Genomic DNA, 15309 nt, shown 5'->3' on the forward strand with positions numbered 1-15309 from the left:
GATACACTTTTCAGTATCAATAAATATTTAGTTATTTTGTACAAAAAATATACCGTTTGAAAACAAAACGAATTGTTATAACCGGAGGTCCAGGTACAGGAAAAACTACTTTAATTAAACGCCTAGAAGAAAGAGGATTTACCTGCTTGCACGAAGTATCTCGAGAAGTTACAAAAAAAGCACAACAAGAAGGAATTGAACAGTTGTTTTTAACAGATCCGCTTTTGTTTAGTGAACGCCTACTACAAGGACGTTTACAGCAGTTTCAAGAAGCAAACAATTTTAAAAAAGAACAGTTGTTTTATGACCGTGGGTTACCCGATGTTACTGCATATATGGATTATGCATCCCAAAGCTACCCAGAGCATTTTACCAAAGTATGCACAGAAAATAGATACGACCTTGTTTTTTTACTACCTCCTTGGAAAAAAATATATAAACAAGATAATGAACGGTATGAATCTTTTTCTGAAGCTGAAAAAATACACGATGCATTATTAGACGGGTACAAAGCCTATAATTATGATGTTCAATTAGTGCCTACAGGAAGCGTTGAAAAAAGAATTACATTTATACTAGAAAACTTGAAGTAGTTCTTATTTGAAAACACCAATACAAATTCTTGAAAATTACTGGGGTTTCCAATCGTTTAAACCGATGCAGGAAGAGATTATTGCATCTGTACTTAACGATCAAGACACAGTCGCTTTACTACCCACGGGTGGTGGAAAGTCAATTTGCTTTCAAGTTCCGGCATTATTAAAACCCGGAACATGTATTGTAGTATCACCACTAATTGCTTTAATGGCAGATCAAGTAAGTACATTAAAAGAACGCGGTATTAAAGCGATGCATATTTCTGGAGGGATTTCTTTTACCGAATTACAAACTGCAATGGATAATGTGCTGTACGGCAATTATACCTTTCTTTACCTATCTCCAGAACGTTTACAACAAGAAATAGTACAAAATACGATTCGGCAAATGAATGTGAGTTTAATTGCTGTAGACGAAGCACATTGTATATCGCAATGGGGAAATGATTTTAGACCAGCTTATAAAAACATTACCGTGTTAAGAGAGTTAAAACCATTGGCTCCAATTATTGCGCTTACAGCAACAGCAACTCCAGAAGTGCTTGATGATACTATTAAAGAACTTAATCTAGAGTTACCCGAAGTATTTAAAAACTCATTTGTGAGAGCTAATTTAGCTTACAAAGTTTTGCGTGTAGATGATAAACTCTATAAAATTGAGCAACTCCTTAAAAAAAACACACAATCTGCCATTATTTATGTAAGAAATAGAAAAAGTACGGTTGAAACCAGTAACCACTTAAATCAACTAGGTTTTTCTAGCACCTTCTATCACGGCGGAATTTCAAAAAAAGAAAAAGATGATAAGTTAGAAAAATGGCGTTCTGGTAATATACCCATAATGGTTGCTACCAATGCATTTGGTATGGGTATTGATCATCCTCACGTTCGGTTTGTGATACACATTCAATTACCTGAAAGTATTGAGAGTTACTTTCAAGAAGCTGGCCGTGCAGGTCGTGACGGAATGTATGCTCAAGCAGTATTGCTGTATAATGAATATGATAAAAAACTGGTTCAGAAACAATTTATTGACGCGTTACCTACTCCCAAAAATTTAAAGTTTTTATACCGCAAGTTGAATAACTATTTTCAGATTTCATACGGTGAGGGCGAGTTTCAAGAATTTAGCTTCAATTTTCGTGATTTTTGTGAAGTTTACAACCTTAACATTTTACTTGCTTATAATAGTTTACAATCACTAGATAGACTGGGAGTTATACAACTTTCACAAGAATTTGGCAGGAAATCAACAGTGCAGTTTTTGGTATCTTCAGAACAAGTTTTGGACTATTTTACCACAGATATGAAAGCTTCAATTATTGGTAAAACAATCTTGCGTCTGTACGGGGGAATTTTTGAAACCCCAACTCATATTGATTTGGATATAATTTCAAAAAAAACCGGACAATCCATTGAGGTTATTATTTCAGTTTTACAAAAATTGGAACGTGATGAGATAATCTCACTATTGCTTAAAGTTACTGATGCCACTATTACTTTTTTAAAACCTCGTGAAGATGATAAAACAATAAATGTTGTCGCAAAGGAGGTTAAGGTTTTAAACAAAAAAAAGAAAAAACAAGTTGCTGCTGTGTTGCATTATGTTGAGAATAATAAAGAATGTAGAAGTGTTCAGTTAGCCAGATATTTTGGCGATATAGAAGCAAAAGTTTGTGGTATTTGTTCGGTGTGTGCTTCTCAAAAGCTTTCAACTAGTAAAGATGAAAGTATCCTTATTGCCGAAAAAATAATACAACTCTTAGAAGAAAAAGAAATGGATGCTCGAGAGCTTTCAGAAAAAAGTACTTTTACATCAGAAAAAATAATTTATGTATTACGGTTAATGCTAGATAAAGGCACTGTAAAACTTAATACAAAAAATCAATTTTATTTAAATTCATGAAAGATTTACGTATTGTTTTTATGGGCACACCAGATTTTGCAGTTGGTGTACTCAAAAAACTTATTGAAGAGAAAAAAAATATTGTAGGTGTAATCACCGCACCAGATAGACCAGCAGGAAGAGGTAGAAAATTAAAGCCTTCTGCTGTAAAGGAATATGCTGTCTCAAAAAATATTCCTGTTTTACAACCTACCAATTTAAAAGATGAAAACTTTTTGACTAGGTTAAAAGAGTTACAAGCCAATTTACAAATAGTTGTCGCTTTTCGTATGCTGCCAAAAGTAGTATGGTCGCTACCAGAGTATGGTACTTTCAATTTACACGCCTCTCTCCTACCGCAATATCGTGGAGCGGCTCCTATTAATTGGGCTATCATCAATCAAGAACATACAACTGGTGTAACCACTTTTTTTATAGATGAAAAGATAGACACCGGAGCTATCATTTTAAAAGAAGAAGTTGCTATTTCAGAAAAAGAAACTGCAGGAAGTTTACACGACACTTTGATGGACGTAGGCAGTAATCTTGTAGTGAAAACTGTTATGATGATTGAAAAAGACGAAGCACCTTCAATAGCTCAAGAACACGATGTATCTTTAAAAGAAGCTCCAAAACTTACTTCAGAAAACACAAAAATAGACTGGAATGACAATATTGATAGTATTGATGCTTTTATAAGAGGCCTATCACCATATCCTGTAGCGTGGAGTACTTTAAATAATGGAGAAGAAACCTTAAAGATGAAACTTTATGAAGTATCTAAAGAACACGTTGATCATTCTGAAACACCCGGAAATGTAACGGTAGACAAAAAAACTATACAAGTTGCTGCAAAAGATGGGTATATATATATTAATGTATTACAATTACCCGGAAAAAGAAAAATGGATGCTGCATCTCTTTTAAATGGATTTTCGTTTACAGAAGATGCAAACCTTGCGTAACCCCTTATATTTAGTGATTTTGTTAAAATCCTTACAAAATGAGTTCAGGTTATTAACAAACACCCGAAGTTATTAACAAATATCGCGATTTAGCGCGCTATTCCTTGCATGAACCGATAATCCGTTTAAATTTGTAGAGCAATTAATTAAAGTTTAACCAACAATCTAATTTTTAAAAATCAAACTATGAACAAATCAGATTTAATCGACGCAATGGCAGAAGATGCCGGAATTACAAAAGCAGCTGCAAAAAAAGCTTTAGAGTCTTTCCTTGAAAATGTAGAGGGAGCACTTAAAAAAGGAAACCGTGTATCATTAGTAGGTTTCGGTTCTTGGTCAGTATCTAAAAGAGCTGCTCGTGAAGGTAGAAACCCACAAACAGGTAAAACTATTAAAATTGCTGCTAAAAACGTTGTGAAGTTTAAAGCAGGATCAGATTTACAGAGTGCTGTAAACTAAGGCTATATGCCATCTAAAAACATAACCCTGTCGTTTGGCAGGGTTTTTTTTTATGCCTATTCAATACAACAATAAAGGCGAAGTGTTGGATTTTCAAAAATTAATACTTAGATTTAAGTTACAAAACCAATTTCATGACTACTCTCAAACCAGCCAAAGGATTGTTATTAGTAGCTGAACCTTCTATCATTGGTGATGTTTCTTTCAATAGATCTGTAGTCTTATTGGCAGAACACAATCACGAAGGTTCTGTTGGTTTTATACTTAACAAACCCTTAGAGTATACTTTAAAAGACTTTATTCCTGAATTAAATTCCAACTTGGCCGTTTACAATGGTGGTCCAGTAGAACAGGATAACTTGTACTTTATTCATAAAATTCCAGAGTTAATACCAGACAGTATTGAAATATCAAATGGTATTTATTGGGGTGGAGATTTTAATTCAGTGATTGATTTACTGATAGAAAATAAAATTGATGAATCACAGATACGCTTCTTTTTGGGGTATTCAGGATGGGAAAGTGCTCAACTAGATCAAGAATTACAATTAAATAGTTGGGTTGTAGCCCCCAATACATACAATAATGGAATTATAGGAAAATCATATACCAATTTCTGGAAGGAAAAAATGATTGAATTTGGTGGTGATTATCTTATCTGGTCAAATTCGCCAGAAAATCCTACTTATAACTAGCTTAATCTAGCTTTTACATTCAATTTTGCTAGAAGTTCTTTAGCTACTTCTTGGCTGTATTCTTTTTTTCTATATTTTGAAACTGGTTGAATACCTGTAATCACATTTGTAATAAATATTTCATCTGCTTTTTGTAATTCAAAAGGAGATACAGAAGTTTCTTCGAGAATATAGTCCGGCATTGCTCCTATAATCTTGATGATTTGTTTTCTTAAAATACCATTTAAACAACCATCTTCAAGAGGAGGTGTTTTAATTTTATAGCCTTTTACCAAAAAAATATTCCCATTTAAGGCTTCAACTACTTGCTTTTTTTCATTTAGAAGCAGACAATTTGCATAATCATTTTCTTGAGCATAAACACTTCCTAGTACATTGAGAACTTTATTATTTGTTTTTAGGGTAGAAAGTAATCCTGAATTAATGTAATGGTCTTTAAAAAGCTCTATTTCGTAAAAAGAATCTTGTAATGTGTAAAATGGATTTTCTAATGGTTCAGTAGTGATTAAAAAGGCTACGTCATTAGTACTGGGAGTATATTTTCCACCGGTTTTACGCCATACTAAAATTTTTGCTCTAAAACCTTTATTATTATTCTCTTGAGCTTTTATAGTATTTAAAACTTGTTCTTCTAGGTATTCTGGAGTGAAACTCATAGGAATTTCCATTCTTAAAATACGCATAGAAGCCATTAACCGAAAGTAGTGATCTTCCCAGAAATAAATTTTTCCACCAGAAATACGTAAGGTTTCAAATACAGCATCTCCATAATTAAGACCACGATTGTTAGGTGAAATTGATGTGTTGTTTTCTTGAAGAGTTCCGTTAAAATTAATCATAAAAAAGCCGCTTTTACTTTGAAAATTCAAAATACTGCGGCGCAAATATATTATAAATTAACGGGATTGTTTACTTAGAACCCAATATCTGTTTTAAGTCTGAAACCATATTATCCCATAGCATTTTACCTTCATCTATTTCATCTTCTTCGGCAAAATCTGTAATCATTAATGATACATCTTTAGTAATTTCATCAACTTGTATACGAAGCTCAAAATAGTAGTCTGTATCTTCATCATCAACCCATCTAAACTTGATACGTTCACCACTTTTTTTACCTAATAACTTGGCTTTTTCTTCACTTCCTTCCCAAATAAATGTAAAATATTCACCTCGAGAATTAACGTTATCAGCATACCACTCACTCATTCCTGAAGGAGTTGATATATATTGATATAACAACGATGGAGACACCTGTATCGGGAATTCCATCTCGTATTTTATTTTGTCATCCATAGTTTTATGTTAGTTAGAGCCCAATATATAATTTAATTCTAATATTAGAAAGAAAGAGGATTGATTTTTTCCTTTACAGAAAGTAATGAATCTATAGATTTATATATCTAAAAAATAAAGCTAATCTTTTTTAAACATACTCTATGTATAAAACGGATGGTATACAGAATCAACTAAGCTCTCTTAATCATCTTACAGTGTTATTTAATAAGAGTGTTTAAAGCTGTATCCTATTTGGTAACTGTATGGTCCTGCAATAGGAAAATTAAGGAAACACATTTATATTAATAGGACTATTATTAAATTTAGGTAACAACTAAAATTTTTATTTAAAAAAATCAAATTCGTTTGTTTTAATCACATATCCTAACCTTATCATACTTTGTGACTTTTGATAATCAAGTAAGCCTTCTGCTTGACCTAAATACCATTCTAGCATTATATATTGATTAGAAAGGTTGTTTTTGAAAAGGTTATAGTAAATTCTTGAACGTATAGTACCTTTCCCATCAAAATTCAACCCCTTTCTAAGCATTAAATTAAAATACAATTTGTTTTGCTTTACTTCGCGTTCTATGTTTATTTGTGCAAGACCTGTATACTCTAAAATATCTGAGTTATCATTTCTATAGCCAAAAGGCAACCACATCTCAAAATTTGCTGTAGTTCGATGAAAAATGTTCGTAGTATAACTTGCAGTTATCCTATTCCAACTTCTAGAATAAATACTATCACGACCATTGGAGTTGTGCTCTATGGCTACTCCTGCTATTCCTTTAAAATTATCATCTTTATTAAATATAGGTTTACCTATTGCTATAGATGGATTAAAATTAACATCCCTAAAAGGAAAAGATTCTTTATAGATATCCCAAAAAGCTTGTTGAGTGTAGGTCAAAAATAAATAAGTATCCCAAGGGAGTTTATCTCTAGTTATAATCTGTTTGAAACTAACTTGATATTTTGCATCTGCTGAATTGCTATTTATAGCTGTATTTGTTGGGATTCCTGTTAAAAAGAAATTATCCTTATGAATAGTGAAATAGGGTAATTTCTGTACTGAATCTTTAAAATTTTCTCTATTTATCGATTGAGCTTGACAGATTGAGCCTATTACAAAAGTAACCGCTACTAAGTACCAGCTAAATTTTTTATTCATTTTTTCTTAAAGTTGATAATTTATAAAAAGTATTATGGCTTGATTTTTAAAATTCAGCTACTATTCTTCTATTGAGGGGATTTCTAGTTGGTTGGTTCTATAGCGATATACTGCTTCTTTTTGATTATAATTGGCGATTGCATTTGCCAACTCTGCATCTGCCTCTTGTTTAGATTGTTGGGCGTTTAATAAATCTGTTAAATTACTTAACCCACTATTATAATAATCTCTTTGATTTTGAAGGTTTTCGGTAGCATAAAGCAACTTATCTTCAGCATATTGAATTTGTTTATATGCATTGAGAAGATCATACCAGCTTTTCATAATTCCTACTGTTAATTGATCCTTACCATCTTTTAATTTATTTTCTGCAATTTCAACTTCAATTTCTGTTTGTCTTATTTGCTTTTTTTCTCCACCCCACCAAGCAGAAATTGGAATAGTAATAGTCCCAAAAGCAATTGGTTGAATATCTATTCCTAAATCATTATTAAATGAATCAAACTTTGAAGCATTTAATCCTACTGCAAATTGAGGTAATAAGTCGGCTTTTTCATTTTTCACTTGTAATTGTGCTGCTTGCACTTGTTTTTCTAACAAGCGATACATATTATTGCTTTGTAAGTCAAGTTGGGGATTTCCAAAGGTTAGTTCTGGTGAAGCAATATCTTTTTTTACAGCTTTTGAAGCAACCATACTAGTATCATACGAAATTCCTGCATATACTGCCAAATCTAATAAAGCGATTTTTCTTTGGTTTGATAATTCATTTTCCCTTAATAAAAGTCCGCTTTTCTCTACTTTTACCTGAAGTAGCTGATTTTTTGAAATAAGTCCTGCATCTAAAAGATCCTCTTGTTGTTTTAATAAATTATTGAGGTAGGTTTTACTAGCATTCACTACTTTTTGATATTCTTGTATATTAATTAATTGCCAAAATTTAGTTTCTATAGCAAGAACAACAGAATCTATAGTCTCTTCTGTTCCTATTTTACGACTTTCTAATTGTACTTGAGCTAATTGATTGGTCAATCTAATTTTTCCTCCAGTATAGATGGGCTGTGTCGCTGTAGCGCCAATACTGTAAATATTATCAATTCCGTTAGGTAAAACTCCAGGAATGGGTGCTATAAGGTCATTAAAACCATATAATGCCAATCCAGTGCCCTCTACTTCGGGAAAATATTTAGAATATGCTTCTTGTCTAGCAACCTCAGCTTTTTCGGCTCTTAATTTTCCATTTTTAATTTGGTTACTATATTCAAGGGCTGCTTTTTTTAATTCTTCTAGTGTTATTTTTTTATCCTGAGCATTACCTGTTACAAGCACAAAAAGAAACACCAAGAAAACGCTTATTTTTTTATAGAATGAATGGTTTACAACGTCCATTTTTTATGAGTTTATTGTTTTTAATTCTTCATTATTATTTTCATCTTTAGTTTCTTCTTCATTTCTAAAGAATAACCAGTATAGTACAGGCAACACAAAGAGTGTTAAAACCATAGAAACCAAAAGTCCAAAAGCGATTACAGTACCCAGCGGCCCCCATAAGCTAGACCTACTAATAATCATAGGGGTAACTCCTACAGCAGCAGCAGACGAGGTAAGAAAAATAGGCCTCATTCTACGTTGTGCTGATAAAATTGCAGCTTGTAGAACATTTTTATCGTGATGTAGACGTAATTCATCTGCAAAATCTATAAGAATAATTCCGTTTCTTACTACGATACCACAGAGAGCTAATATTCCTAAAAAGGAAGTAAATCCGAAAGGATATTGCATTAATAATAAACCTAATGCAGCTCCTAGAATACTTAACGGCATGGTAATAAAACTTAAGGCTGCGTGTTTGAAGGATTTAAAATGCCAGATAAGTATTAAGATTATAAGCAATACACTTATCAATAAAGAGATACCCATCGGTAAAAGGTTTTCTTCAGACATTTCATGCTCCCCTCCATAGTTTATTCTTATATGACTTGGAATGTTTAATTCTTCTATTTTAGGTGTCATTTTACCTTGTACCACATTGGCTACAGCTCCTTTTTCAATATCAACTCTAATGGTTAAACAACGCATCCCATTACGTCTTACAATTCGCTCCTGCTCCCAAGTAGGAGTAACGTTAGCGACTTGTTTTAAAGGAATACTATTACCTGTATTAGGCACAATTACTGAAAGCTGACGTAAGTCTGAAATAGTTTGCTCAGCGTGATTTTCTGCCTTTATTTTAATATTAATGGCATAATCATCTTCATAGATTTGAGTTGCTTGTAAGCCCTCCATATTCATAGCGATGGTATTACCTATATCTTCCTTAGTTAGACCTGCTTGAGCAGCTTGCTCTTCTTTGATTTCAATACTTACCGAACTGTATAATTCTCCAAAATTGCTTCTACTCCAGATGGTTTGGGGAGTTTGTCTAGCTACATCAATTATTTGATCTCCATATTTTTTTAGTTCTGAAATATTATTCCCGTAAAGCCTCACCTCAATTGGGGCAGGTTTTCCTACCATGTTAAGTTGTTTCATCCTTAAATAGGCATTCGGAAACATTTCAGAATACTTATTGTCATATTCTCTTAGTACTTCTTCGGTAGCATCGTTTGAAGTTGTTGTTACTAATATTTGAGCGTAATTTTTTGCTGGTAGATTAGGAGCATATACCATATGAAATCGTGGCGAACTTTCTCCAATAAAACTGGTATAGTCTACTACTCTCTCATCTTTAGCTAAAATCTCTTCAAACTCCTCTACAATAGCTGCTGTTTCTTGTAAATTACTTCCTTTACTAAGGTTCACTTCTACTGCAAATTGATCTCTTTCTACAATTGGAAATAACTCTTGACTTACATTTGAAAAGAGTAACATTCCTAATACAACAGAAAGCACTCCTATGAAAACAGTTATTCTATAATGTTTCATAGCTTTTTCTACACTATTATTAAAAAAATCTTGAAGCCGATCTAACACCGATTTTTTCTTTTCAGCATCATCTTCTTCCTTTTCTGAATGCAATCCTTTTTTAATAAAGACAGTATTAAGAAAAGGTACCAGTAAAATGGATATTGCTAAAGACAGAAATAAAGCAATGGAAATTGTAAAAGGAAACGTACTTAAAAAGTCTTTTGCCGTTCCGCTCATAAAAAACATAAGCGGAAAAAACGTAGCAGAAATGGCGAGCGTGGCTGTAAAAACAGATGGGAATAATTCTACAGCACTATGATATGCTGCCTCAAATCTAGATTTACCTTCATCCAGTTTTTCTATATAATTGTCTATTACAACAATGGGATCATCTACTACAATACCAAGTACAACAATTAAAGCGGCTAATGTTACGGTATTGAGTTCCATCCCAAATAGATACATAAGCGCAAGCGTAGCAGAAATAGTAATAGGAATGGTCGCTGCTGCTAAAGAAGCTACCCTGAAAGGTAGTAATAACATACATACCAAAATAACTCCTAAAAGTGCATAGCCAAATTCTTTCATAAAGTGACCTATAGCATGATCTACCACTACAGGTTGATCTGCAATAGTTCTAACTTCAATATCTTCTGGTAAATCTTGTTTTAGCTGAGCTAAATGTTCTTTTATTTCCTCTCCAAATTGTACAATATTATTCCCTTTAGCCATCTCCAAAGTAATAATCATCGCCTTAGTACCTCCCGTTTGTATGTAAGAGTCGGGGTCTTCATATTCCCTCTTTATGTTTGCAATATCACTTAACCTAATTACATTTCCATTTTTATCAGATTTAATAATATGTTGTGCCACATCGGTAACATCATTTAAAAATGCATCAATATGTATTGGGCGATCAAAATTTTTGCTTTCTAAAGTTCCACCAGGTAATATCGTTCCTCGGGTTTGCAGACTTTGCATTAGCATCCCCGGACTTATACCATACTGGGCCAATTTATTTTGATCTACCGAAACAGCTATTTGCTCTGTAAGTCCACCAGAGTAAGTGATTTTTGCCATATCTTTTATCTGGCGCAGGTTGTCAATAATATCTTCTACATGAAATTGAAGATCTTTATAAGGTCTAGTTTTAGACTGAACTGACAAAATCATGGCAGCGGTATTACCAAAATCGCTATTTACGGCTATACCTCGTACTCCTTTGGGTAAAGATTGCTGTTGAAATACAAATAAATTGTTTTTTAGTTTGTTCCAAAATTGTTGGGTTTCGTCTTTTCCAATTCTGTCTGAAACTTCTAAATACACATAACTCATTCCATTTTTTGAATAGGAATAGGTTTTAGTTTTATCCACTTCATTAAACGTAAATAAGTATTCTTCAAGTTTAGAAGTCAGTTGTGTTTCAACCTCTTCTGAACTAGCTCCTGGAAATGATCCTATAACAAGACCAGTTCTGTTTGTAAAATCGGGAAACTCATTTCGGGACATATTAAAAAGTCCTATAAGTCCGATAATAAATAATATAAAAGCTAATGCTAGGGGAAAAGCTTTATGCTTCATCCCCCATTCTATAAGGTTTCCTTTCTTTTTCATAAATTACTTGCTTAGAACTTTTACAGGAGTGTTATTGGTAAGTTTATGGTATCCAGATGTGATAATGACATCTCCCTTTTGTAAACCTTTTTCAATGGTAATACCGTCATTATGGAGTGTGCCGATTTCAACGAATTTACGTTTTGCAGTATTTTTCTCTGTATCTACTATATAAACAAAGTTTTTTCCCTCATCAGTTATAGATACCACTTGTACAGGAAGTACAATGGATTGCAAGTTATTTTCAGTTATATTTTTTTGTTTTGATTGATTAAAGCTCGTTTGACAAGCCATTCCTGGTTTTAAAATTTTATCTGGATTAGGTATGGTAATTTTAGCTTTGTACACAGGGTTTTGACTTCCAGACTGAATAGCAATTTCGGTAAGTTGTCCTGTAAATGCTTTATCTAAGGCATTTACAGTAACCGTAGCACTATCCCCTACTTTGTAAGTATTTACTTCCTCATCTGACAAAGAGATAATAGCTTGTACTTGATTTATAGTTAGTAATTCTACTACAGGCATTCCTGGATTTGCTACACCTCCAGTTTCCATCATTTTACTACCAATATATCCTGAAAAAGGCGCTCTTAGCTTAGTTTTCTTAACGTTTTGGTATGCCGCATTTGCTGCAGATTGAGCTTGCTTAAAATTGGAGCGAGCTTCAATCATTCTAATCTCAGCAATACTTCCTTTTTTATATACTTCATTAATACGGGTGAAGTTCTCTTGTGCTAAATCAGCTTTAGCTTTTTGTGCTTCATATTGTTCTACATAAGTTGTAGGATCTATAGTTGCTATGAGTCTTCCTTTTTCAACATATTCCCCATTATTTACACGAATAGTGTTAATATCACCAGATACTTGAAAGCTTAGTTGAGCATCGGTTTTAGCTTGTATCGTTCCAGGATAATTTTCTGAGGTAAAATAAGTTGTGTTGTTTGTATTTCCTATAGTTAATGTCTCAACTCCGATAGGTTTAATTTCTCTAAATGTTTCTTTATCATTACACGCGAATAAGAAAAATCCAAATATTGTAATATACAAAAGAGGTTTACGTAGCATTTAATTTGTTTTTAAGTTTTTACTATTAATCTTTAACCCATAATTGGGTGAAACAATTTTTTTGCAAAAATGCTTTTAAATAAACAAATAGGAAAGGTCTACAAGAGGGTGTAATTGGTCAATATGAGTGATTTTAAATAGTTAAGTTTAAATAATAAAACCACATAACTATAAACATCAACCATTTATAATTTTTAAATAAAAGCACCCTTGGTCTAAGTCTGTAATTTTAACTTGTGGTTTCTATATTGAGATGGAGAAAAACCAGAATGTTTTTTAAAATATTTTCCGAAGAAAGACTGATCGCTAAATTGTAAATCGTCTGAGATTTGTGCTATGGAAAGAGATGGGTTACCTAGCAATATTTTAGCTTCTAAAATTACAGTATCTACAATTAACTCTCCAGCTGTCTTGCCAGATACCTCTTTTAAAACCTTAGATAAATGGCCAGAAGTTATTGATAAAACACCTGCATAAAACTGTACAGATTTCTCTACTTTAAAATTATCATTGAGAAGTTTTAAGAAACGAAGTGCTAATTCTTCATTTCTAGATACAGATAATTCTAGGTTGGGATTATTTTTTTTAAATACAGAAGAACAATGGAAAACCAACCCACCAAAAGTATGTTTGATTAATTCCTTCTTAAAAGGTCTTTCATACTCTTTAGAGTTATTATATTTTTTTAATAGTTCTGATAATAAAGTCGCTGTTTTACTTTCTGAAGGTGATAATTTTAATTTAATTATATTATCTCTTGTAAAAAACTCAATTTTATCAAATTCTATCTTCGTAAAAGAGTTTTTTAATATAAAATCAACGCTAAAACAAATTCCGATAATCTCTAAATCTTTACTAATTTTAAGCAATTGTACAGCTACTTTTGGCTTAATCGGAATAATTTCACCGGTTTTAATTGTGATTTTCTGTAAATTTAATTGAACTTTAATTTCTCCTTTAACAACAAATATTAATGAATAATCATCTGTTCTAAATGGATAAGTAATAGGGATTTCTTCGTATTTATTTTTTGAAATATGTACGTGTAAATCATCATTCTGGGGCTTGTCCCCCATAATATCAATTAGCTCATTTATAGTATGCTTTCTAATTAAATTTTCCTGCAAAATAGTCTTATGAAGATTTGGATTACAAATATAATATTTATCCGGTTTCTTTTAGGTTATTATCTGTCGTGTAATTTTCTTAAACACACCAAATTAGTTATAAGATAATAGAACCTGAGCAACTTTTTTTAAATCATTTTCATTAATTTCTGTCTGGGGTGCTAAAGGAAATATTTGCTGTCCCGGTCTACTGATGAATGCTGCTCGCCAACCTGCCCAAAGCGCACCAGCTACATCCCATCCATGGGCTGCTATAAGCATACATTCTTCTGGATTCACCTTCATTATTCGTGCCGCCCAAGTATATGTATCTGTAAATGGTTTAAATTTACCTATATCCTCTACACTTAAGTGATCATCAAAATATTCAGTTAAACCTGCACTTTCAAATTGCTTTTTTACACCTTCCTTTGAAGAATTTGTAAAGGATACCAATTTATAACCGTCTTTTTTAAGTTGAGTTAAAGCTTCTTTTACTTCGGGGTGTACCGGCAAACCATGTAATGAGTTTACTACTGTTTTGCGTGCTTCTTCCTCTGATAATTTAATATCATTATTAGCTGCAACCATTTGTAAAGCTGCAGCTCCAATATTTCCAAAATGTTCATATTGACCGCTTGCTGTGGTGACCAAAGAATACTGCAACATGGTTGTGAACCACAAGGAAAGTAAATCATCTTTACCATTTAGAGCTTCACTCACTACATGTTTCATATTGGTAAGATCTAGCAAGGTTTCATTGACATCAAAGAATAAAACTTTTGGTCTTAGTTTGTTAGTATTTTCCATAGTGTTTTCTGTTTGTCTCAGTCCTGTATTAAGTGTCGATACTCCTTTTGTATCTACTTAATCCTAGTTTTTTTATACATGTTGCTCTTTCAAAAAGAATAAATTTATTTAGTAATAAACTCTGAAAGTACTTCTTTAAATACATCTACAGGTTGTGCTCCAGTTATTGCGCTTTTTCGGTTAAAAACAATTGTTGGCACCGAATTAACTCCCAAGTTTTTCCAATAGTCCTGTTTGTTTCGTACATCATTGCGAACTTTTTCATTGTCTAGCCTAGTAAGTGCTTCTTCTGCATTTAAACCCACATCTAATAAAGCTTGTTTTAAAACATCGCTATCTGATACATCTTTTCGTTCACTAAAAAATGCAGTTGTTAAGCGCATTTTTAGTTCAGTTTGCTTTTCAAAATCTTTTGCATAGTCTAATAAAATATGAGCATTAAAGGTATTAACCATTCGCATTTCATCAAAATAATCAAAGCTAAAGTTAAGCTCCTTTCCTACTTTGGTCATGTGCTGTTGTGACTCTTTTTGTTGCTCCAGAGTAGCTCCATATTTTTCAGCAATATGTTCTTTCAAGTTTTGGCCTTCACGTGGCATATTTGGATTTAATTCAAAAGGTTGCCACTCTATTTCTAATTGGTCTTCAATTCCTAATTCTGAAATTGCTTTTTCTAAACGCTTATAACCAATAGTGCACCAAGGGCAAACTACATCAGACACAATATCTATTTTCAATTTTTCTTTCATGGT

At 32.6% G+C, this 15309-nt stretch carries 14 protein-coding genes; 5 read left to right on the forward strand and 9 right to left on the reverse strand.

Annotation, left to right across the window (positions count from 1 at the left end; translation table 11 throughout):
• Window positions 1-56 precede the first annotated feature (56 nt).
• The 5 genes from INR76_RS12085 to INR76_RS12105 all read left to right on the forward strand — a co-directional run bounded on the left by INR76_RS12085 (window position 57) and on the right by INR76_RS12105 (window position 4600).
• Entirely contained in the window at window positions 57-593 is a 537-nt protein-coding gene (locus INR76_RS12085; RefSeq protein ID WP_223108221.1) for an AAA family ATPase, read from the forward strand.
• A gap of 7 nt (window positions 594-600) precedes the next feature.
• A complete protein-coding gene (locus tag INR76_RS12090; RefSeq protein WP_223108222.1) occupies window positions 601-2502 on the forward strand; it encodes an ATP-dependent DNA helicase RecQ in 1902 nt (633 codons plus the stop codon).
• A complete protein-coding gene (fmt, locus tag INR76_RS12095; RefSeq protein ID WP_223108223.1) occupies window positions 2499-3446 on the forward strand; it encodes a methionyl-tRNA formyltransferase in 948 nt (315 codons plus the stop codon). Before INR76_RS12090 ends, fmt begins: the two co-directional genes overlap by 4 nt.
• A gap of 168 nt (window positions 3447-3614) precedes the next feature.
• Window positions 3615-3905 (forward strand): HU family DNA-binding protein, encoded by a 291-nt coding sequence (locus INR76_RS12100; protein ID WP_255592895.1) that lies wholly within the window; start codon window positions 3615-3617, stop codon window positions 3903-3905.
• 134 nt (window positions 3906-4039) lie between these two features.
• A complete protein-coding gene (locus INR76_RS12105; protein WP_223108225.1) occupies window positions 4040-4600 on the forward strand; it encodes a YqgE/AlgH family protein in 561 nt (186 codons plus the stop codon).
• Here INR76_RS12105 and INR76_RS12110 read toward each other — a convergent pair.
• The 9 genes from INR76_RS12110 to INR76_RS12150 form a co-directional block, all read right to left on the reverse strand.
• A complete protein-coding gene (locus INR76_RS12110) occupies window positions 4597-5439 on the reverse strand; it encodes an aminotransferase class IV (protein ID WP_223108226.1) in 843 nt (280 codons plus the stop codon). The genes INR76_RS12105 and INR76_RS12110 overlap by 4 nt on opposite strands.
• 70 nt (window positions 5440-5509) lie before the next feature.
• Window positions 5510-5896 (reverse strand): START-like domain-containing protein, encoded by a 387-nt coding sequence (locus tag INR76_RS12115; RefSeq protein ID WP_223108227.1) that lies wholly within the window; start codon window positions 5894-5896, stop codon window positions 5510-5512.
• A 325-nt stretch (window positions 5897-6221) separates the two neighbouring features.
• Window positions 6222-7055 carry a phospholipase A gene (locus INR76_RS12120; RefSeq protein ID WP_223108228.1) on the reverse strand — a complete coding sequence of 278 codons (834 nt, stop codon included), beginning with the start codon at window positions 7053-7055 and terminating at the stop codon, window positions 6222-6224.
• Between the two features lie 60 nt (window positions 7056-7115).
• Window positions 7116-8444, reverse strand: coding sequence for a TolC family protein (locus INR76_RS12125; protein WP_223108229.1), 1329 nt, complete (start codon window positions 8442-8444; stop codon window positions 7116-7118).
• Between the two features lie 3 nt (window positions 8445-8447).
• Window positions 8448-11576 (reverse strand): efflux RND transporter permease subunit, encoded by a 3129-nt coding sequence (locus tag INR76_RS12130; protein WP_223108230.1) that lies wholly within the window; start codon window positions 11574-11576, stop codon window positions 8448-8450.
• A 3-nt stretch (window positions 11577-11579) separates the two neighbouring features.
• Window positions 11580-12641 (reverse strand): efflux RND transporter periplasmic adaptor subunit, encoded by a 1062-nt coding sequence (locus INR76_RS12135; RefSeq protein WP_223108231.1) that lies wholly within the window; start codon window positions 12639-12641, stop codon window positions 11580-11582.
• A gap of 215 nt (window positions 12642-12856) precedes the next feature.
• Complete coding sequence (locus INR76_RS12140; RefSeq protein WP_223108232.1) at window positions 12857-13768, reverse strand: AraC family transcriptional regulator; 912 nt, start codon at window positions 13766-13768, stop codon at window positions 12857-12859.
• Between the two features lie 93 nt (window positions 13769-13861).
• Window positions 13862-14557 (reverse strand): haloacid dehalogenase type II, encoded by a 696-nt coding sequence (locus INR76_RS12145; RefSeq protein WP_223108233.1) that lies wholly within the window; start codon window positions 14555-14557, stop codon window positions 13862-13864.
• A 104-nt stretch (window positions 14558-14661) separates the two neighbouring features.
• Window positions 14662-15306 (reverse strand): DsbA family oxidoreductase, encoded by a 645-nt coding sequence (locus tag INR76_RS12150; protein WP_223108234.1) that lies wholly within the window; start codon window positions 15304-15306, stop codon window positions 14662-14664.
• Between the last annotated feature and the right edge of the window lie 3 nt (window positions 15307-15309).

The organism is Marixanthomonas sp. SCSIO 43207 (assembly GCF_019904255.1).
Taxonomy (GTDB): Bacteria; Bacteroidota; Bacteroidia; order Flavobacteriales; family Flavobacteriaceae; genus Marixanthomonas.

Coding starts and splice junctions, on each gene's coding strand:
- INR76_RS12125 (WP_223108229.1), bottom strand. CDS start 8,444: ATGGACGTTGTAAACCATTCATTCTATAAAAAAATAAGCGTTTTCTTG.
- fmt (WP_223108223.1), top strand. CDS start 2,499: ATGAAAGATTTACGTATTGTTTTTATGGGCACACCAGATTTTGCAGTT.
- INR76_RS12145 (WP_223108233.1), bottom strand. CDS start 14,557: ATGGAAAATACTAACAAACTAAGACCAAAAGTTTTATTCTTTGATGTC.
- INR76_RS12110 (WP_223108226.1), bottom strand. CDS start 5,439: ATGATTAATTTTAACGGAACTCTTCAAGAAAACAACACATCAATTTCA.
- INR76_RS12135 (WP_223108231.1), bottom strand. CDS start 12,641: ATGCTACGTAAACCTCTTTTGTATATTACAATATTTGGATTTTTCTTA.
- INR76_RS12150 (WP_223108234.1), bottom strand. CDS start 15,306: ATGAAAGAAAAATTGAAAATAGATATTGTGTCTGATGTAGTTTGCCCT.
- INR76_RS12105 (WP_223108225.1), top strand. CDS start 4,040: ATGACTACTCTCAAACCAGCCAAAGGATTGTTATTAGTAGCTGAACCT.
- INR76_RS12120 (WP_223108228.1), bottom strand. CDS start 7,055: ATGAATAAAAAATTTAGCTGGTACTTAGTAGCGGTTACTTTTGTAATA.
- INR76_RS12130 (WP_223108230.1), bottom strand. CDS start 11,576: ATGAAAAAGAAAGGAAACCTTATAGAATGGGGGATGAAGCATAAAGCT.
- INR76_RS12115 (WP_223108227.1), bottom strand. CDS start 5,896: ATGGATGACAAAATAAAATACGAGATGGAATTCCCGATACAGGTGTCT.